Here is a 20809-nt window from a genome sequence, read left to right on the forward strand (position 1 = left end):
ATACTTTTTATATTTTGTTTCTGGAATTACAATCCCAATTGCACTTCTAGCTTTGTATAATACCTACTATTTTGGTTTGCCATGGGTAACCGGTTACGGATGCGAATCATATATCAATACCGGGGTACAATGTGCGGAGGGTTATTATAACCCGCTGTTCGAAGGTTTAGGAGGGCTTCTGATCAGCCCTAGCCGAGGACTGTTTATCTATACTCCATTTCTCTTGTTTAGCGTCTGGGGTGCTGTAGTTATCTGGAGAAAAAAAAATCACCTCGATGAATATTCTTTATTACTGCGTTATTTATTGTTTGGTGTTGTAATCTATTTATTAATAACGAGTAAATGGATGGCGTGGTTCGGCGGTACGACCTATGGACCTAGAATGCTAGTGGATATAGCCCCGATCTTAATGTTAATGTTTATACCAATAGTACGAAACGGTTTATTTAAAAATAAATTATTGTTAATCTTACTTGTTTTATTGGGAAGTTTTTCTGTTTTGGTCCAGTTTGTCGGGGTTATTTATTGTGATTATTCATGGAATTATCTTTATCAACCGTTAGATGACAGTCATGCGTGGTTATGGGACTGGAAACATGGCCAATTATTTTATTATTTGGGTAAACTTTTCTAAACTATGGCTAAACAAAGTGTTACAAGGGGAAGTGGGATATTGGAAGGCGTACTTTCACAGGCAAGAACAAAACACGCCAACGGTTTAATTTCAGTGGAAAAAAGAAGTGGTAGAATTCTTGATATTGGCTGTGGCAGTTTCCCCTATTTTCTTACTCATACCGAATTTTCAGAAAAATATGGTATTGAACAACTGGAAATTAGTCAGGCAGAAAACATTATTCGAGATGGGATTACGATTACTAATGCAAATTTAGAAAAAGATTTCCGATTACCGTTTTCATCAAATTATTTTGATGTTGTAACTATGCTGGCGGTTTTTGAACACATTGAACCCGGCCAATTGATAAAAGTGATCTCAGAAATTCACCGGGTGCTTAAACCGGAAGGAGAGTATATTTTAACAACACCACCAAAATGGACTAATGAATTATTAAAAGTTTTATCACTAATTAAACTTGTGAGCAAGGAAGAAATAGAAGAACATAAAAAAATATATTCACCAAAAGAAATAAGGAATATTCTGATACAGAAAGGGTTTAACCAAACACAAATTCAGACTGGATATTTTGAATTAAGAATGAATATTTGGGCAAAAGCAAAAAAATAATGAAAATATTAAGAGGCGGATTATTAAGCATAAAAAAGGAAATGGTTGTTATATTGGCATATATGCTAATCACGGTTGTTGTTACATACCCTTTAATGTTTAATCTTACCGATACAATCCCCCACGGAATAGACTCGGATCTGGTGACTTGGATTATGTCATGGGACATTCATTCTTTCACAAATGATATCGGGAATATTTTTAATACCAATACTTTTTTTCCAAATGAAAATACTTTAACTTATTCGGAACATTTTATTGGAGAAGCACTACTTGCTTGGCCGATCGTTGCACTGACGGGTAATATTACTTTTGCTTATAACTGTATTTTATTATTATTCTTTGTCTTAGGGGCATACTGCATGTATCGCTTCATGTATTACATGACCAAAAGCAGGATAATCGCGTTTTTTGCCGGTGTGATTTTCGGTTTTAATCCTTATAAGTTTATTCATATTCATCAAATGCATTTACAGGTAATTTTTTTCTTTCCATTGCTATTGTTATTGCTCAATAAGATAGTAGAGCAGAGAAAAATAAAATATTTCGTTTGGTTTACAGTTATATTTGTATGTCTGGGGTTCATGAGTATGCATTTCTTTGTAATGATGGTCATGCTAACCGGATTATTTTTACTAATTTATTTTCTGATCATAAAAAAAACTGTACCAAGTAGGCATTTTATTTATTCTCTTGTCTTATCAATACTTACGATAGTATTGTTGGTAGCGCCGGTGTTTCTGCCTTATATGCGTATGGTCAATGAACCGGGCATTGCGCGTTCAATGGAGGAGATAAATCATTATTCTCCTGCGATTGCTGATTATCTAAGTTTTTCTCCCGTGATCCGAACTTATTTTGAAAGACCAGGAACTATGGAAGCAGATTTATACTCAGGCTTTTTTCTGGTTATATTGTTTATCTTCAGCATTTATTATATATTCAAAAACCGTATAGAAGATAAAAGTAGAATAAAAACAGTTATTATGTACACCATTATTCTGGTAATAATAACGTTGATTTCATTTGGCATAACTATCAGGCTTACATATAATTCACAGGGATTTGTTGGCCCGTACTATTTTATGTATCAGCTTATACCAGGGTTTGATAATTTACGTGCTTTGGGGGGCAGGTTGTTTATCGTAAATATATTGGTAATTGCAGTAATTATTGGGCTCGCGATGAAATCATGGAAACCGAAGACAAAGAATAAGGCAATGTCAATGAAGGTAATTGTATCTTTATTCTCTTTTTTAGTATTATTAGAATATATTCTAGTACCTCCTCACTGGCCGATACCATATAAACAAGTCAGAACGGATAGTGAAGTACCAGAGATATATGACTGGATTAAAAGCAACTCAGATATAAATGCCCTGCTTGAATTACCCATCGATGCGTCTTATGCAAAGCAAATGGAGTATATCTATAATTCCAAATATCATTGGAAAAACATGTGGAATGGGTATAGTGGATTTTATCCGACATCGTATATTAATTTAGAGGAAGAAATTGCGAATAGTTTTGAAACAGACAGAACGCTAAAAAAATTATTTGAGATTGGCATTAATTATGTTCTAATACACTTTGATGTGGAATCTCCATTTACTGATAGGGTTACTCCGGAACAATTAGCAGAAAGTGATCATTTGCAGTTTATTCAGAATTTCGACAGTGATTACATATATAAATTGAAATAGAATAAATGAAATCATTTATTATCCTTCCCACGTATAACGAAAAAGACACCATTGAAACGCTAATCCGCAGAATAGCGGAACTTAACGCTCCCGGGTTGCATATCTGTGTGGTAGATGATAATTCTCCCGACGGGACGGGCAAAATTGCGGATAAGCTGAGTGCACAGTTCCCGTTTGTTTCCGTAATCCACAGAAAAGAGAAGCTTGGTTTGGGGAGCGCGTATATCTCCGGCTTTAAATATGCCCTGCAACATGCGGCTGATTTTGTTTTTGAAATGGATGCAGATCTATCACATAATCCGAATGATCTGCCCCGGTTTCTAATTGAAGCCGATAAGGGTTATGATGTGGTTATTGGTTCGCGGAGAATCCCGGATGGGGGGATAGAAAACTGGAGTATGGTCAGAAATATGATGAGTAGGGGGGCAATGTGGTTTTCCAGAGTGATGTTGGGTTTAAAAACGCGAGATGTTACTTCCGGATATCGCTGTTATTCGAGGCATGTTATAGAATCAATTAATTGGGATGAAATAAAAAGTAACGGCTATGCGTTCCAGGAAGAGGTAATATATTTGTGTGAAAAATTGAAGTTCAAAGTAATAGAAATTCCTATAGTTTTTCAGGACCGAACATATGGTCATTCGAAACTTTCTAAGAAAGAAATTGTAAAATTTTTTGCAACTATTCTAAGACTTCGTTTCAAGAAATAGATATGTCAACTAGAAAAAAGATAATTATTTTAGGAATATTAACCTATTTGCTTTATGTCGTTCTGGTTTATTCCTCTTTTTATTATCAGATAAATGCGACTAATTCAATCATTCCATGGGGTTATAACAAACAAATATTTTTTATTTTAATAAGTATCGGATTGATAGTTTTATATTGGCTAGCTTATAAATCTATTAAAAACACAAAAGAAAATATTAAGAAAATAGTAATATTATTTTCAATTCTTTTCAGCATTACTTTTATTATTGCTCCACCCATTGGTTCCGCGGATGTTTATAACTATGCTTATCGGGCAAGGGTAAAAACAGTGTACGAACAAAATCCTTATTTGGTTGCGACAGAAAATTATCCTGATGATTTGTTTTACAATTTTTCCCCGAAAGAGTGGAATTTTATGACAATGCAATATGGTCCTCTTTGGGCTTCTGTTTCTATTGGGTTTAGCAAAATTGCCGGCGACAATTTTTTTTGGAATATATTTCTCTATAAATTATTGGCATTATTATCATTTTTTGGCTCCGCATATCTTATTAATAGAATATTGAAAATTACCAATCCCGGTAAATCTTTGCAAGGTGCATTATTATATTTATGGAATCCGCTTATATTGTTTGAAACAATCAATAATGCGCACAATGATATTCTTATGATTTTTATCGTACTTTTGGCGGTTTATTTAGTATTGAAAAAGAAATATATTCCCTCGCTTTTGGTATTGTTGTTATCAGTGCTACTTAAGTACATTACCATATTGCTGGTGCCCGTATTTTTATATTTCATTCTGAAGAACTTCCAAAAAAAAGGTGATAAGATGAAGCTTGTATTAAAAGCCGGGTGCTTGGCAGTAATAATTATCGTGCTTTTTTATTTTCCGTTTTGGGATGGTATTCGGACATTTAACGGAATTTTCCAACAATCACAAATATTTTCTTTTCTTAATTTTTCACTGCTTCCGGGGTTTGTGTTTGGTATATCGTATGTTGTCGGATCAAATTATTCTTGGTCATATGACACGCTGTCAATGATATCTCGTAATGTCGGTCTGGTTACATTTGTACTCTTTTATATCTATCAGCATAGTAAAATGCTAATTACCAGAAATATAGACCTCATTTTTTACGTGTTTCTGATTTTATTGTCGTATATCCTGCTTGCTGTAACATATTTACAGCCCTGGTATTTCATTTGGCTGATACCGCTCGCAGTATTAATGGACAGAAAATATTTTCCTCATTTTATTGCCATTTCCAGTGTCGTCGGCCTGATCTCATATGCGTTTTTAGTGACCAGTCTTGTGTATATGCTTACGTTTATTATTGTAGTATTCATTGCCATAATTTCGAGGAAAGATTTATTTTCAAATTTTATTAATGCCCAACCAATTGATAAACATACTCAAATCAATAAATAAAAATGAAAAACGGTTTATTGTAATAGTAATTGCGTTCGTAATTATTGTCACTTCAATTCCGTATATTTTTGGATTGATCAGAACCCCGGACGGATCTTTTTACACCGGCATCCACGCGCTCACTCCCGGTGATACAAATGTTTATTATTCTTACATTGAGCAGGTTAAGCAGGGAGAAATTATTTTCCGGGATTTGTACACCTCTGAAATACAGGATGCTCCCTTAATCAACCCGTTTTGGTTTATCATCGGTTTATTTGGTAAAATCACACATCTGCCGACATGGCTGACGCTTCAAATATCCCGTCTGGTTCTAGCTGCAGTATTTGTGATGGTCGCTTATATTTTTATTTCGTACATATTTATAGAGAAGAGTAAAAGAAAATTAGCACTTATTATACTATTATTTTCATCGGGGTTTGGTGGTGCGCTCGCCCCGTTTCTGGAACAGTTAAAATACTATAGTGACGGTTATTACCATTGGCCCATGGATCTCTGGGTCCCCGAGTCAGTAACATTTTTGTCCTTGTTCCATTTGCCGCATATTATATTTTCTTCAATCCTTTCCCTGGTTGTATTCCTTTTTGCACTTCTTTCGTTTGAGACCGACAAATTCAGATATAGTATTCTTAGTGGCGTAGCTGCTTTATTCTGGTTTTCTTTTCATCCGTTTCATTTTTTTACCTTGGTAGTTGTCTTATCCGTTTATTTATTTATTCACGGGATCAGCACAAAGAAATTTCCGACAAGCTTTTTAAAACATGCGCTTATTATTATTTTAATGTCACTACCGGCAGTAATATATCAGTATGCAATAATTGCCGGGGATTCAGTTATCTCAGGCAGAGCGGAACAAAACCTGCTATTAACACCCTCCTGGTGGCTGGTGGTGGTAAGTTATGGTTTTGTTGGCATTTTAGCGCTATTAGGTGTTGTAAGGGTGCTGAAACAACAGGATAGAAAATGGTTCTTTATAGCAATCTGGTTTGTTGTACAGACATTATTACTCTATGCGCCTTTAAGCTTTCAGAGAAGGTTGTCTCAAAATTTGCATTTCCCTATGGCTTTACTTGCGTTGTTTGCTCTTGGTTATATTGTAAAGAGGTATAAAGATATCAATTTGATAAAATACGTGTCCAGTAACAAAATAATTCTGGGGACTTTGTTTGTTCTCTTTTTTTCGTTTTCGAATATTTATGCTCTGGCAAATGATATCTTACTATATCGCAATATGTCATATCCATTCTTCTATTTATCATCCGATTACAAAGATGCCTTTCGGTGGTTAAAGGATAACGCGCAGAAAGAGGATTCTGTCTTATCAGAATGGATTGACGGCAATTTTATACCGGGTTATTCGGGCAGAACTGTATATATCGGGCATGATGTTGAAACGGTGGATTTCGAATATAAAGAAAAGCAGGTTGAATGGTTTTTTCAGAATAATCTTGATCTTGAAGAAAAAAAAGAATTTTTAACAACAGCAGGGCTGGATTTCATATTTTTCTCTGGTCGCTCGGCTGAGCTTGGTGATTTTGATCCGCAAAATAAAAAATTTCTTCTGCCGGAATTTATTTCAGAAGAAATTAAAATATATCGGGTTATTCAGTAATAATTGATGAAAGAGGAATATCAAATGACCCTCCTGCAGTTTCGTATTCCACATTTTTCATAGTTGCAGTCAATAATCCGTCCAATCCAAGATATTGGAAGTCATCTTTTAGTTTGACAAAACTAATGCTGGCCGTTTCAGCCGGCAGTATGTCTTTCGGTATATAAAACCAATAATTAGTTTTAATGAAATTATCTTTTTTCCATTCAGCTGACGGGAAAATTCCATAACCAAGCGCGTAATATTTTTCATAAATTATGTCATTTTGTGCATTTTTGATACTGAGTAATAGTTGGTAGTTTTCATAAATATTGTCAGTCACGTGAAAATATAGTGCTACAGGCAAAACTGAAAAAGGGATGTTAAATTTCGGATGCTGATCGGGATTTGTTGGTAATTGGCTGTAACCGAATAAGTCAATCCCTGGGGCAACTACGGGATTGCTTTGTTCGATAATTCTCGTACCTGACTCGCTGTTGGTAGTTGGTTTTTCGAGCTCTGACCTATAAATCTCAACGGGGTCGGATACATTTTTACCAAATAACAAAAGGTCATCACTAGTTGAAATAATACCCAGTTCCTGTTTTTCAAGTATGGATCGGATATTGTCGTCTCCGTTAGAATACGCATCTTGATAAAATGAATCATCGGGGAATTGTATTTGGTATGTCAGCAAATCTTTGGTGTCAATAAGCATGTAGTCGGTTGGAGGGAGAGTATATAAATTATCAGAGTATTGCTTCTTACCTAAGAAGGCATAGTGCAATGAATATAAATATTTGCGACTGGATAGATTAGGAAGTAAATCGTAGCTGGTAGTGACGGAACTGTTATCCGGAATTAAGCCTACATATCCTCTTTTAAGCTGGGTAAATTCTGATTCATTTTTCTGATTTGATGATATAGCCTGGATTGCCGGGATAATCGGGCCAAAGGTTACTGTGCCATATACCGTTACGGCAATGAAAACGGAAACAAAAAGCGCCGGTTCCTTTAATATGTATGATTTTATTCTAAATCGAAAGTTTTCAGGCTTTTCTTTAATTCTACTAATAAAAAGGTACTCTAAGGAGTAAATAGTGGTAATGAACACAGATACCAATAAAAGAGCACTATAGTGTGTTTTCAGCGTTAATTCACCGCTAAAACTGCCTAATAACAATTGAATAAACACCAACAGTGAAAGAAGTAGATGTTTAGGTTTCAAAAACGGAAGCAATAGGAATGGTAAAAAAAGTGCTAAAAAAAGAAAAACATTCTGCAATGAAAATACATGAGTCAAAACAAGCAATGGATCTGAAAAAAAGTTTTGTATTATTTCTCCTATAGAATTTCCAAGCCAAGAATAGTAAAATAAAAATTTATAAGAATCGTAATTATTTAGCATTGGTGATATCCAGAAGACCATAGCTAGCCATCCTGCTCCGATTACAGCAGGCGTAAGAATCCATTTTTTACTTTTTTTATCAATCAAAGATATAAATGAAAACATAATAACCACCAGTGCGACATCTTCTCTGATCAGTAATGATAGAAAAGTAAATAATAAAAACAGATTGAATCGACTATCCAAGTAATAATAAAATGCAAAAAACAAAGTTAAAATCGCAAACGGCAAAATATGAAACTCAAAAAGATTCATGTTCTGGATAAACGGATTCAGCAAATAAATAGCTACGATAAATAAACCAATTCTGGTATTGGCAATTTTTTTCGCAATCAAAAATAGTGGCCAGGCAGAAAAACCAAGTACAGTTGTCTGCAGGACCAATAATGTAACCGGGCTACGTAGTAACATGTAAAAGGGAGTTAACAGCAGAATGATAACTTCAAAGTGATCTCCTAAATATGAGTGGGGATGGATGGTCATGGAAAATAAATCCCCCATGCTGGTGTTATAAAAAACCTGGTTAAATATCGCCAGGTCAATCGCATTATAGCCAAAATGAAAAAACTTCCATATTGAAATAAAAGAAAATGCAACAATATAAATAGCGACAGACGATAAAACAATTGTGGCTGATTTGTCTTCTATTAACCTTACTATTTTCCTTAAATTCACGGATTTAGGATGTAGCATTTAAGTTCTATAGATATTGTACTTGATTAATAAGAAAAACAAAACCACCCCCATCCAAAAGATGAGAGTGGTTAGAATTCGATACGAAATTGACTACTAAATTAGACTCCGCTTGTATTCTGGAGAACGCCTAGAGCAAAGATTACGATTGCCCATGCGAGCAAGATTATTACTAAACCAATAATTGCTGATGTAAGTAGTTTTTTTGCGGATTCAATTTTTTCTTCATTTCCACCTGCAGTCATCCATTTGAAACCACCAATTAAGATCATAATTACTGCAATTAGACCTAGCAATCCGAGTACCCACTGGATAATTGCTATGACTGTTTGCTGTAGATTGGCAGTACCAAGACCTAGGGTTCCTGATGGGTTATAGAAACTTACTGCATAAGCAGTTTTAGTCACTACTAATGCTCCAACACCTGATAGTAAACCTACGATTTTTTTCATATTTTTCACCCCCTTTCAAATAATAGGATTTTCACACCTATTATGAAATTTCATGTTTATATTATAGTCCGTTATGCACAATATTGTCAAATTAATAAACAGGCGATAATACTTTTGCTTAGATTTAAAATTAAACTACATTAACAATTATGCTCTAATCTTAGCAAAAAAATTTATTTATTCAGTATTTATAGACAATTTGAATTAGAACAAATTTGGTGCTCAAAAATGAAATAGTAGATAACCTAATAGTTGGATATGAAATTAAAATTATCAAAGATATATCTTACTGCCGCTCCGCTAACAAATATTGTAACCAGACCGAGTATTGCCCAAACTAATGTATCTTTTGCTTTCTTGACTTTATCTGGGTTGCCTCCGGATGTTAGCATGACAAATCCCCCGTAAATGAACATCATTACTCCAAATAATCCCACACCACCAAGCATCAGCTGTAGAATCCTGATCCAGAAATCAAGTAGGGACATATTCCTTGAGCCTAACGGGTTACAGAGGCCTCCGCAGGCATCACCATTCGGGCATGTGGTGCCGGTGGTGCATTCAGCTCCGGTATCACAGCAGATCGGTGCGGCAGAAACTAAACTCGGCATGATGAATACCAGCGCCAGGATAAAAAGTAATATTGAAGATGATGTAACTCGATTTAGTCTCATATTAGTTATTCTAATTATTAGGTGCTCCTGTGATATATTTTTTTATTAGATCCGCATCTGGACAAGTAGGTCCAACAGTAGGATTAGCCGTAGGATCAGCAAGAATATCGCAACAAATCATCTCAGGTCCTCCCGGGCATACGCCAAGACTCAGGCAATTCCTCGTGGCCTTTACTTGTGCATCCAGCCCGCTTGTATCAGTGCAAGTTTGAAGATTGATAAAAAAACTGCATTCGGATTCTCCTTGTGGCACAGAAATACGCGCTGGGCAGTTTTCACCTACTTCGTATGGTAAATACATTTCATGCAATTGCGTTTCTTTAAATTCCCACCATGGATTACCGCGACCTGAAAAAAGAAGACCGCTACTATTTCCGGTTGCAAAAAATATTATTGTGCTAACAAGCAACCATGTCATCATTACCATAGCGAGTCCTTTGAATGTCCCACCCAGCTGTTTTTTACCGGCATCAATTTTCTCCGGATTACCCATTGCTGTGATTAATGAAAAACCGCTGTTAATCAGAAAACCTATTGCAACAGCGGCTAAAATACCTACCGCATATTTCATTATGTTCGCACCCAATGCTAAGAAATCTGTTAATTTGCATTGGCCACTGCAAGTACATGGTGGAAGAAAATTTCCTACATTACAATCTGCCAAAGCTGGGGCAAAAGGAATCCCAATAGACAGTGTAGTTAGAATAACTATTGAAAATATAATTGAACGGCTCTTCATGCCATTTAATATGTTTGCTGAATTAGATTTTGGGCAAGTTGTAAAGCTATCGTCGCATCTAGTTGTTTATCAACAACACTATTGATCGCATCTGCGATGTATTCTTCCATCAGATTTGGTTTCTTCCCATGGTACCAATTTTTTGCAACAAGTGATTGTTCGACAAAAGGGCGAAGCAGAAAGTCTTCCCTTTGCACATCAATTAATGCTTTCAGCGCTGTCGGCCGACCAGATGATTCTAAATAACTTACTACATTTTCCGCTCGTGTTGCGTATTGGAGAAAATCCCACGCCTCATTCGAATACTTTGAGCTCATAGCAACTGTTTCAACCCAATAATTAGCGTAGTTTAAATCCTGATTTAACTGCGGTACATTTGTGGTTCCGTAGCTTAATCGGCCACCGCTTAACTGGTTGATTAGCGGGATATTGTATGAATAGCCGAAAAAGAAGGCTAATTTGCCTTGGGCAAACATCTCTAAGGCATTTGGCAGTTCATCATTCCAGGTATAAACATCCTTATTTGGGTCAGCAAATTGAGCATAAAATTCAAGTGCATTAGCGGCCGGAATAGTCAGTGGATCACCGGTTACCGGTGCAAGAAAATTGATTGGCTCACTCAACGTTGTGCGGCTTTGTAACATTAAAAGAAAAAGAATATCAGAAGCACGGGGGATATTTTCTGTCCCGCCTAATGCAGTGCCCGCCTGTACAATATTCCCTTCACTGTCCACTTTTGTCAATTTTTTCACATCAGTAAGGAATTCTGAATAAGTGGTCGGGGGCAGGGGAATCTTTGCTTGGTTTAAAAGTTCCTTATTGTAAAATAGCGCAATATTATCCACTGAATAGGGAAGCGCATATATTTTATCCGCGATCACCACATCTTGATAAACAGAATCGACAAAATTATTAGCCAGTTGAGTAAGTTGGATTGAAGGAGTTTCGAGATATTCAATCTTTTGTTCTTCTTTAATGCCCATGGATTTGACTATACTGTAATAAGCCATACCTGTAGCCGGAGGAACGGGATTAATAAATTCCTGATATTTATGTACCCAGGTATTTGGTATGGAATAAATGTCCGGACCTACTCCTTTGGCCCATGCTTCCAACAATGCCTGTTCATATTCTTCATAACGTAGCGTACGGTACTGAATAGTTATATTCGGATGCTTTGATCTCCAGGAGTTGATGATTGGGTCTAGATTGCCCTGGCTGTCCTGTACGCGCCAATAAGTAAGCGTTTTCGGCGTCAGTGCCGCAGCCGGAACATTGACTTTGCTCCCGCTGAGCATAGAAAAAATAATTACAAAAACTGCAATTATCACAATTGGACCTAATATAAAAATTACTTTTTTTGACATGTTTCTATATATATCCTTTTAACTCTTTTTTTAGTTCAGGTCTTTTCCTGGCGTAAGCGATATTTGCTTTGATCCAGCCGGCTTTTGAACCAACATCATATACCTTACCTTTAAACTCGCAAGCAAATATTGATTGTTTTGGCAGCAGTTTTTTTACCGCTTCGGCTAGCCAAATTTCGCCCCCCTTGCCCGGTTTCATGGTTTCTAATATACGGAAAATTTCCGGTCCTAAAACATATCCTTTTAAAGATGCCAGATTAGATGGTGCTGATTTCAGAGAAGGTTTTTCAACAATATCCAGCATTTCATGTACGTTATCTTTGATGTGTTTGTTTTTAATAATTCCGTATTTCTCAATTTCAGAATCAGGTACCTGTAAAACACCAATAACGGGGGAAGTATATTTTTGATAAACATCAATCATTTGTTTGATTGTATTTTTCGGGGAATCAATCAGGTCATCCGGCCAAATAACTACAAATGGATCATTACCGATGACACTCTTAGCACATAAAACAGCGTGGCCGTTGCCTAGGGGAGATTTTTGGCGGATATAGATAAAATTAGCCAGTTGTGATATTTTCTGTATCTCTCTAAGTTTGATCGTTTTTTTCTTTTTTCTTAAACTTGCTTCTAACTCAAAATTGTTATCAAAATGATCTTCTATCGCCCGTTTGTTCTGTCCGGTTATTAGAATAATATCCTCAATCCCTGCCGCAACTGCTTCTTCCACAGCATATTGGACCGACGGTTTATCGACAATTGGTAGCATCTCCTTCGGTTGAGCTTTAGTGGCCGGTAAAAAACGTGTACCAAATCCGGCAACTGGGATCACCGCTTTTTTTATTTTTATCATATATTTTTAGTTAATTCTTTTAATATCATACCATAAAATGGACAAAATGTAAAAATATATTCGGATATGAAAACACCCCAATTATTTGGGGTGCATTCATATTTTCAACTGTATATTTACTTTTTTTGAGGTTCAGTTGTTTCTTGAGCTTTTGTTGCTTTTGCCACAATCCATTTGTTGTATTTTTTGATGGATAGAATCAAAAGTATAATAATCAGTATGAGCACCAATAAAGAAACAAAGAGAATTCTCCATGGCCAGACCCAGAATGTCAATTCTGCGCTATCTTGGACAAGGTTACCATTGCCGGCACTTAGTTTAATTTCGGCTTTATATATACCTAAAGCGAAATTATTTTTTTCATTGGCAAATTCTGTCCAAAATTTATTCCAGAAATTACCGGAAGCAATTTTTACCTGACCCTTTTCCCATACAGTATCATACCTTCGAATTGTGTCGGGAAGTGTTGCTCCTTTTTTTGCGTTAAAATCTAACTTCGCCGTTTCGGCGCCTAAAACGTTTTTTACAGTTATTGTTCCTTCCGGCCTAAGATGAATGTTGCCATTGTTCTGGAAACGGGTGAATAGCGTTGCTGGCAATCTGTTTAATGATGTTTTGTTGCCGTCCAGGCCAAATTCTGCGATACTCCCTTCCTCGGTAACATCGCCAAACACTCTTAAAAGGAATAATGATCCGAGCTTAGTCGCGAGTGCTAAACTACCCGGATCTTCCAGATTAGGAGCGGATGTACCAAAAAATACCGTTGCATAATGTCCGCCCGGTTCAGCATCAATCGGAGGGGTAATGGTAATTGGAATTACTTTTCTTTCCCCGCCTTCCAGTGTAATCGGACCTTCCGGCAGGTCAAACCAGGTTGCTACCCCTTCCAGTGGTGCATCAAAATCAAAAGTCGGCTGGCCTGTTTCACCATTTGCTGTGAAAGAAACAACTTCAGGGTACAAAGCAAGAGTATCCTGGGTTTCATTATAAAGTTTTATTTCTGTTTTGCTGGCAACTCCCGGGTCCACGTCTTGCTCAAAAGTCGGAGCAATTAACGTAAGTGCGTTGGCAGATGAGCCAATAAAAAACCCCCCAAAAACTATAAATAAGGCAACTAACGCCGATGTTACAATTTTTTTAGACATTGTTTTTTTGATTATGTATTTTTGAAACAACTTAATTTTATCACTAAAAAGTGGCAGTAGCAATATAGGTTATATCTGTGGTATAAGTCCCTGCTTCTGTATCAGCTGCTATATTAGCCAGATAAAAAGCACTGATCGTCTCTGATGCGGTTGGCACTGATTCGGAAGCAATTGTAGTGGTGGTGCTGGCAACAAATGCCCAGTCACGACTGCCGGCTGTGGCATTGTGGTCATATGCTGCGGCGATTGTAGTATCACCACTGGATGAAAATCCCATGCCAAATTGTTCTGCGCCCTGCGTTCCGTCTGCGTCGTTTGTGATTGATGCAACAGTGATCGTATCACCGCTGCTGGTCAAAGTAGCGCCGTTATAAGTAACAATATAACCGTCGGTTGCGTTGGTACCAATGGAAATTGTGTGTGCTGAGGTATCAGTCGCGGAACCAGAAGTGTCAGCGGTTGCCCAGCGGGCAGCTGATGCGCTTAATGTACCGAAACCGATTGTCGCATCAGAGATTGCAAAAGTAATTGAAGGATCAACAGTACTGGTAACATTGACGCTGTCGTCGGCAACAAAGTCTATTGCAAATTGTCCGGTATCACCGAAAGTGCCGGCGATTTCAAGAGTATGTGAATTAGAGTCATTCGGACTCTGCAGTTGTGCGTTTCCACTCGTGGCATTTGTTCCTATTTGAACCTGAACGCAAACTCCCGCTGTGATTTCACCGGCGGCAGCATCGGTCGGAGCATCCAATGTTAGGACCGCTCCGGCAAATGTGGCTCCCCAAACTCCAGCGCCATTTGCAGCTGCAAGCGTCTTATTGGTCCAAGCACCATCACAGTTTGCATCGGCATCTACAGCCAGGTCAATATCCGTGAAATCAACAGTGCCCACCGTGAAATCGGTCAAATCTATTGTAATTGTATCAGCATCAGCGTCGACACCGGTTGGTGTGATAAAAAGGATTGTATGGTTCGCAACGACATTTTGAACCAATGTGGAAAGTGTATCAGAAATATTAGTTAAATTGGCCGCATATGTAGTCTGATATGGCGGGGTAAAAACAAAAACAAGCAAAAATATGGCTATAATGCTTGCAATTCGATTAAATACTCTGAAATATTGTTTATTCATATGTTTTTAAATTATATTTATATTATATCATACTCTCATAGAAGAGTCAATATAGAGTATGTTATCTTAGCACAATACTATTTTATATGTAAAGTTAATTATTGCTGTCTCCAGACTGATCTTCTTCCTTTTTAATTTTTTCCAATAATGCTTTTTTCCAGTGCTCCTGTCTTTTTTGTCTTTCACTCTCATCATCATCTTTTTTTCGCCGGTAGCAGAGGAAAAAGAAGAAAATGATCAGAATAATCAGTGCAAGTATTATGACTAGCAATACAAGAGTCAGCCATGAAAACAAAACGAAATGTGACCATGCCCAGAAACCACTTTCTGGCGCGTATTTAATTATTTCAAAATCTAAAGAAGCGGATTGAATATTACCCGCTTTATCATATGCTTGCACTTCAGATTTGTGCTGTCCATAGGCAAGTTTTGAAAACGTGAATGGTTCTGTCTCAGTAGTATTAAGTACGGCATATGGCTTTGTATCGAGAGATAATTCATACCGGTCAATACCGGAAAATTCATCGATTGTTGTAAAGTGCACCTTGGGTTCTTGAAGTTTCGTTGGATTTTCCCCTTCCATACGAATATCAAATTCTAACGGGGGAGTCGTATCAATTTGGATCCGATAATGATAGGTCTTACTCCAACCGCCCTTATTCAAAACTTTTACATGCAAATACCAAGCTCCATCATCAATATTTTCAAACTTTTTTATATTTTCCAAGCCCTCTGTTTCGTCATCTGGGACCGTGTCCTTTTTTTTGTCAAAAGAATAACTGAATCCTTCCGCCCCTCCTAATTTGTCCCAGTAAAAATCAGGATTCTTATCTGCATACCAGACATCCTGTTTGGGGTGAGTGTCAGAGTAAATAACGGGTGCAGGCAAGGCTTCTACTGCCGGCTTCGGTTCTTCTGGTTCTTCCGGCTCCGGGGTTGGCGTAGGGGTGGGTTTTGGCATAGGGACAGGTTCCGGTTCAGAAATAGTAAAAGTTGCACTACCCGAGCCGGTGAAAATATCGGTTCCATTACCATCATTCTTTAATATTATCACAGAGCCTAAGGTAACCGTAGCAGTGCCCGCCTTCTTGCCTTTAAAAGTAATAGTAACAATTGAACCCGATGTTCCTGTGTAACCTGGGTTTGGTAGTCCGCCTTCAAAATTCATAGTACCGGAACCGTTAGAATATATCGGGTTAGTTATCCATCTGGTAAAAAGTCCTGATTCTGAAACAGCGGTCGCTTCTAAAAGATCTGTGGGGAACGATGCGGTTGCCTTAGCTGCATTAATGGGATCACCGCCGGTATTTACAATAACAGTGGTAGATATGGATCCCCCTACAGTTAATGAACCGCTGGAAGGAGAAAGAAAAAGCGTGGCTCCGGCATGGGCCACGTTTGTTCCGAAAATAAATCCTCCTAATACTATTAGGGAAGTGATTAAGGTCTTTTTATTCAGGATTTGGTTTATCTTCATCTTTAGATCGGTGCCGTAAAACAATAAACAGGACAATAATCAATATAGTGATTATTACAATAACTATTATACCAAAATTTAAGGAATCTTTCTCTGCCACAGGATTAATAAGAAGCGCTGACTCGGTTATATTACCAGCTTTATCATAAGCGCGAACCATGAAAAATGTTGATTTATCCGTATTTTCATAGGAATAACTTCCAATTGTACGAGCAACTTGGATATTATCTAAAAAAACATCATAGAAATCTATTCCTGACATCGCGTCTGTAGTTGCAAATAGAATAACTTTTCTTCCATTGAATTCTTTTATTCCATCAACTGATTTTATATTAAATGGTAGGGGTGGAGTTTGATCAATCATTACCCGTCTTTTTCCGGCATATTGCCAAGTTTCACCGGAAGGTTTTTCGTAAAGAATAAAGTAGTAAATTCCGTCTGCAAGATCATCAAATGTTACTTCCCCCACTGCAAGCTCCTGAGTCTGGTCGGGTTCCGCCTTCGGATCGGAAGATATAAGATAGCTGTAAAATGAGTCTATTCTCGGTTCCCAAGTAACTGTGAAATCATTTACCGGATACCACCGGTCCTGATTAGGGTGAGTCGGGGAAGAGATTGATATTGCTTGAGAGGATGGTGTAATGATTGTCACATTGCTTGCGGTTGTGTTGGTATTAACCGGAGTCCCTTGGCCGTCGGAGAGGTGAACGCTAGTGGTATCACTGACAAAATTAATAGTAGCTGTGCCGGTGCGTTTGGCTCTGAATGTAATGGTTAAAATTTTAGAATCAAAAACATAACTGCCTACCGGAACACCGCCGGTAAAACTGATTATCCCAGTTTCAGGTTTATCTGTTGGTTGTTCCGGCCAGATAGTCAGTAAAGAATCGCCGAAAGCCAGATCAACAACTTCAAAGTAATTGGTCGGATATGTGATCTGCGTTTGAACGGCGTTGATAATTTCTTTTTCACTATCCAGATAAACTTCCGCTAAAAATGTTTCATCCGCAAAAACCGTCTGCTCTTTTGGATTCATGTATAGGGTCGCAGCGCTAGCTGTTTTACCAAATAAAACTATACTGGCAGTGACAGCAATGAAGATGATGAATTTTTTATTTAATAGTTTCATTTATCCGGTCCAATAAAACATCATAATGCTAAAATCTACTATATTTACTATGCCATCTTTGTTAATGTCTGCTCTGACATTGGTGGGGTTATTCTCTAACCAATAAAACATTAAGATACTGAAATCAATTAAATTTACAGGACCATCACAATTCAAATCGGCTGGCGAAGTAGATTCACATGGGTCTGGGATTGTCCCGTCAACTAATGTGAAAATCGTCGTTTTACTGTATTCGGATTCATTATTACCATTTGCTAGCGCTTTAACACGTGCTTCGTATTTGCCGTTATCCAGTAAATCAGTCCCAGCTACCAGTGTTTTGGACCAAAGACCGTTGCTATCTGAAACTGCACTATTGTTATCTGCGGTCTCGGGGCTGATAAATAAATCAATATGACTGTTTGGAGCGGTGTACCCTGAAAGAGTTATTGTTTCACTTTTTTGGACAACACTCCGGTCTGTTTTAATGGTTGGTCCTAAAAATATCCCGGTTATCCAAAGAGTAACTCCGGGGTTTAGAGTAACAGAAACGCTAAAAACAGGACCGGACAGCCCTTCTATATCTTCTCCATAAATTGAGAAGGTGTATGTGCCGGGGGTTATCTCAGTGATAGAATTAAATTCAGCTGATGCATTTGCTGTAACATTTGCCAAAAATGTTCCATTGCGCAGAATAGTTAGTTCGGAATTTGGATAGGCGCGGCCGGTGAATTGAATAATGGTTTTTGGTTCTTCGGGTGGTTGGGGCGCTTGGACTATCGCAGAAACAGAAACACTATGTGATCCAGACACAGTATCTGTGTTGCCCGGGCTCGGCAATAAAGAAAATATCAAAATAAAAAAAACGCCAATCATGATTGAAGCGTTTTTAATACTTCGCATAGTTCTTAATTATTTCCTTTTCCGAGCTTTGTTAATAATCCACTGGTTGTATTTCTTGATCAGGATGATCAACAGAACAATTACCAATGCGAATACAACCAACGCAACAGATATTACTCTCCATGGCATAATCCAGAAGGTAATAGTTGCTGTATCTTGGACTAGATTGCCCGCATTCAATGAAATAGTCGCTGTATATCTGCCGAGAGCAAAATTGTTTTTTTCATTGGAAAATTCCATCCAGAATTTATTCCAAAAATTACCAGAAGTTTCTTTGACCTGGTCTTTTTCCCATACCGTTTCATATCTTCTGATCGTTTCGGGGAGAGTAGCGCTTTTTTTGGAATTGAATTCCAATGTGGCAGTATCTCCACCTAGCATATTGACAATTTTTATGGTGCCGGTTGGTCTCAGGTGGATGTTACCTTCATTTTGGAAACGAGTAAACAATGTAGCCGGCAGTCTGGATAGGGTGTTTTTATCCCCACCTAGCCCAAACTCATTAATACTACCTGATTCTTTGATATCACCGAAAACTCTGAGCAAAAACAATGAACCGAGTTTTGTAGATAATGCTAAACTGCCCGGATCGCTAAGGTCGGGAGAGGTCGTACCAAAAAACACTGTTGCATAATGTCCACCTGGTTCTGCGTCAATTGGTGGTGTAATTTTAACATCAACTACTTTTCTTTCTCCAGCGGTAAGTGTAATCGGTCCTTCAGGTAAAGTGAACCAGGACGCAACACCCTCAAGCGGCGCATTAAAATCAAATGTCGGATTTCCGGTTTCGCCATCTGCAGTGAAGCTGACTACTTCTGGATAAAGGTTGAGTGTGTCTTGGGTTTCGTTATATAGCTTAATGGTTGTATCTGTAGTTACACCCGGGTCGACTGATGTTTCAAATGAAGGTGGAATCAGAGTCAGTGCTTGCGCATCCGGTATAACAAAAAAGCCCCCTACAATAAACAGGGCACCTAGTATCAATTTTGTAATAATTTTTGACATTACTCTTTTGTTTTACCAGTAGGTATCAATAGTTACTTTTTCCATTGATACCAGTATACCAAATTATTGAAATTACTAAAAGGTTGCGGTTGCGATATAGGTAATATCGGTGGCATAGCTTCCCGCTTCAGTATCAGCTGCGATATTTGCCAGATAAAATGCGCTGATTGTTTCCGTGGCAGTAGGGATAGCCTCTGAGGCAATAGTAGTCAGGGTGCTGGCAACGAAAGTCCAGTCACGGCTGCCGGCTGTTGCGTTGTGATCATATCCGGCGGGGATAGTTGTATTACCGTTGGTGGAGAAGCCCATGGCGAACTGTTCAGTCCCCGGTGTTCCGTTTGCATCATCGGTGAATCCGGCAACTGAAATTGTGTCGCCGCCGCTGGTTAGAGTAGCTCCGTAATATGTGACAATATATCCGTCCGTAGCATTTGTCCCAACAGATAAAGTATGGGCTGCAGCAGAATCTGCATCAGCGCCGGTAGCATCACCGGTCGCATATCTCACATTTGCAGAAGTCAGATCACCAAAACCGATAGCTATATCTGAAATTGCAAATGTAATAGAAGGATCAACAGTGGCGGTGACATTGACACTATCATCGGCAACGAAATCTAAAGCGTATTGACCGGCATCAGCGAATACGCCGGCAATTTCTAGGACGTGAGTATTTGTGTCATTCGGACTCTGCAGTTGTGCGTTGCCACCATCCGCATTGAGACCGATTTCAACTTGAACGCAGAAACCTGCGTCGATTTCTCCAGCTGCCGCATTGGTCGGCGGGGTTAGCGTTAATGACGCACCTGTGAAAGCGGCTCCCCAAGCACCTACGCCGGCTGTTGCCGCGACGGTTTTATCTGACCATGCGCCATCGCAAGTTCCGTCGTCATCTTCCGCAATATCAATATCACCAAACTCAACTGTGCCGACGGTAAAATCTGTGAAATCGATTGTGATCGTATCGGTGGATGCCTGTACGCCGGTTGGTGTAACAAAAAGAATTGTGTGATTAGCAACTACATTTTGGGTGAGTGTGGAAAGCGTATCAGATACTTTAGTTAAGTTTGCTGCAAAGGCAGGTCTAATCGGGAAATACAAAAAAGCCAATGCAAAAATTAGTAAATAGGCACTAATCTTTTTTATAATAGTTGGCTTCATTTTTTTGTG

General features: G+C 38.1%; 19 protein-coding genes. 6 read left to right on the forward strand and 13 right to left on the reverse strand.

Features of this window, described 5'->3' with window-relative positions:
• From WCW66_05495 to WCW66_05520, 6 genes are all read left to right on the forward strand, one after another.
• Positions 1–634 (forward strand): hypothetical protein (locus tag WCW66_05495; protein MFA6392165.1); only part of this gene is annotated, 634 nt, incomplete at its 5' end.
• 3 nt (positions 635–637) lie between these two features.
• Positions 638–1243 (forward strand): class I SAM-dependent methyltransferase, encoded by a 606-nt coding sequence (locus WCW66_05500; protein ID MFA6392166.1) that lies wholly within the window; start codon positions 638–640, stop codon positions 1241–1243.
• Positions 1243–2946: a 6-pyruvoyl-tetrahydropterin synthase-related protein gene (locus tag WCW66_05505; GenBank protein MFA6392167.1), complete on the forward strand. Its 1704-nt coding sequence runs from the start codon at positions 1243–1245 to the stop codon at positions 2944–2946. Before WCW66_05500 ends, WCW66_05505 begins: the two co-directional genes overlap by 1 nt.
• Before the next feature lie 5 nt (positions 2947–2951).
• Entirely contained in the window at positions 2952–3656 is a 705-nt protein-coding gene (locus WCW66_05510; protein ID MFA6392168.1) for a polyprenol monophosphomannose synthase, read from the forward strand.
• Between the two features lie 2 nt (positions 3657–3658).
• Positions 3659–5089 carry a hypothetical protein gene (locus WCW66_05515; protein MFA6392169.1) on the forward strand — a complete coding sequence of 477 codons (1431 nt, stop codon included), beginning with the start codon at positions 3659–3661 and terminating at the stop codon, positions 5087–5089.
• Entirely contained in the window at positions 5061–6701 is a 1641-nt protein-coding gene (locus tag WCW66_05520) for a hypothetical protein (GenBank protein MFA6392170.1), read from the forward strand. Before WCW66_05515 ends, WCW66_05520 begins: the two co-directional genes overlap by 29 nt.
• On the opposite strand, the gene WCW66_05525 is transcribed toward WCW66_05520, so the two are convergent.
• From WCW66_05525 to WCW66_05585, 13 genes are all read right to left on the reverse strand, one after another.
• Entirely contained in the window at positions 6691–8781 is a 2091-nt protein-coding gene (locus WCW66_05525) for a DUF2079 domain-containing protein (GenBank protein MFA6392171.1), read from the reverse strand. The genes WCW66_05520 and WCW66_05525 overlap by 11 nt on opposite strands.
• A gap of 101 nt (positions 8782–8882) precedes the next feature.
• Positions 8883–9233 (reverse strand): pilin, encoded by a 351-nt coding sequence (locus WCW66_05530; protein ID MFA6392172.1) that lies wholly within the window; start codon positions 9231–9233, stop codon positions 8883–8885.
• A gap of 245 nt (positions 9234–9478) precedes the next feature.
• Complete coding sequence (locus WCW66_05535; GenBank protein ID MFA6392173.1) at positions 9479–9907, reverse strand: pilin; 429 nt, start codon at positions 9905–9907, stop codon at positions 9479–9481.
• Between the two features lie 10 nt (positions 9908–9917).
• Positions 9918–10646 (reverse strand): pilin, encoded by a 729-nt coding sequence (locus tag WCW66_05540; protein ID MFA6392174.1) that lies wholly within the window; start codon positions 10644–10646, stop codon positions 9918–9920.
• A 5-nt stretch (positions 10647–10651) separates the two neighbouring features.
• A complete protein-coding gene (locus tag WCW66_05545) occupies positions 10652–12013 on the reverse strand; it encodes an extracellular solute-binding protein (protein MFA6392175.1) in 1362 nt (453 codons plus the stop codon).
• Positions 12014–12017: 4 nt separating this feature from the next.
• Entirely contained in the window at positions 12018–12869 is an 852-nt protein-coding gene (gene galU / locus WCW66_05550; GenBank protein MFA6392176.1) for a UTP--glucose-1-phosphate uridylyltransferase GalU, read from the reverse strand.
• A gap of 116 nt (positions 12870–12985) precedes the next feature.
• Positions 12986–14014 (reverse strand): hypothetical protein, encoded by a 1029-nt coding sequence (locus WCW66_05555; GenBank protein ID MFA6392177.1) that lies wholly within the window; start codon positions 14012–14014, stop codon positions 12986–12988.
• Between the two features lie 43 nt (positions 14015–14057).
• Positions 14058–15149: a hypothetical protein gene (locus WCW66_05560; GenBank protein MFA6392178.1), complete on the reverse strand. Its 1092-nt coding sequence runs from the start codon at positions 15147–15149 to the stop codon at positions 14058–14060.
• Positions 15150–15243: 94 nt separating this feature from the next.
• Positions 15244–16626: a cohesin domain-containing protein gene (locus WCW66_05565; GenBank protein ID MFA6392179.1), complete on the reverse strand. Its 1383-nt coding sequence runs from the start codon at positions 16624–16626 to the stop codon at positions 15244–15246.
• The gene (locus tag WCW66_05570; protein MFA6392180.1) at positions 16601–17755 is read right to left on the reverse strand and encodes a cohesin domain-containing protein; all 1155 of its coding nucleotides are present in this window, start codon (positions 17753–17755) and stop codon (positions 16601–16603) included. Before WCW66_05570 ends, WCW66_05565 begins: the two co-directional genes overlap by 26 nt.
• The gene (locus tag WCW66_05575; protein MFA6392181.1) at positions 17756–18637 is read right to left on the reverse strand and encodes a dockerin type I repeat-containing protein; all 882 of its coding nucleotides are present in this window, start codon (positions 18635–18637) and stop codon (positions 17756–17758) included.
• A 9-nt stretch (positions 18638–18646) separates the two neighbouring features.
• On the reverse strand, positions 18647–19642 hold the full coding sequence (locus tag WCW66_05580; protein MFA6392182.1) for a hypothetical protein: 996 nt from the start codon (positions 19640–19642) through the stop codon (positions 18647–18649).
• 75 nt (positions 19643–19717) lie between these two features.
• Positions 19718–20800: a hypothetical protein gene (locus WCW66_05585; protein MFA6392183.1), complete on the reverse strand. Its 1083-nt coding sequence runs from the start codon at positions 20798–20800 to the stop codon at positions 19718–19720.
• Between the last annotated feature and the right edge of the window lie 9 nt (positions 20801–20809).

The organism is Patescibacteria group bacterium (assembly GCA_041664365.1).
GTDB lineage: Bacteria > Patescibacteriota > Patescibacteriia > UM-FILTER-42-10 > UM-FILTER-42-10 > JAHJEX01.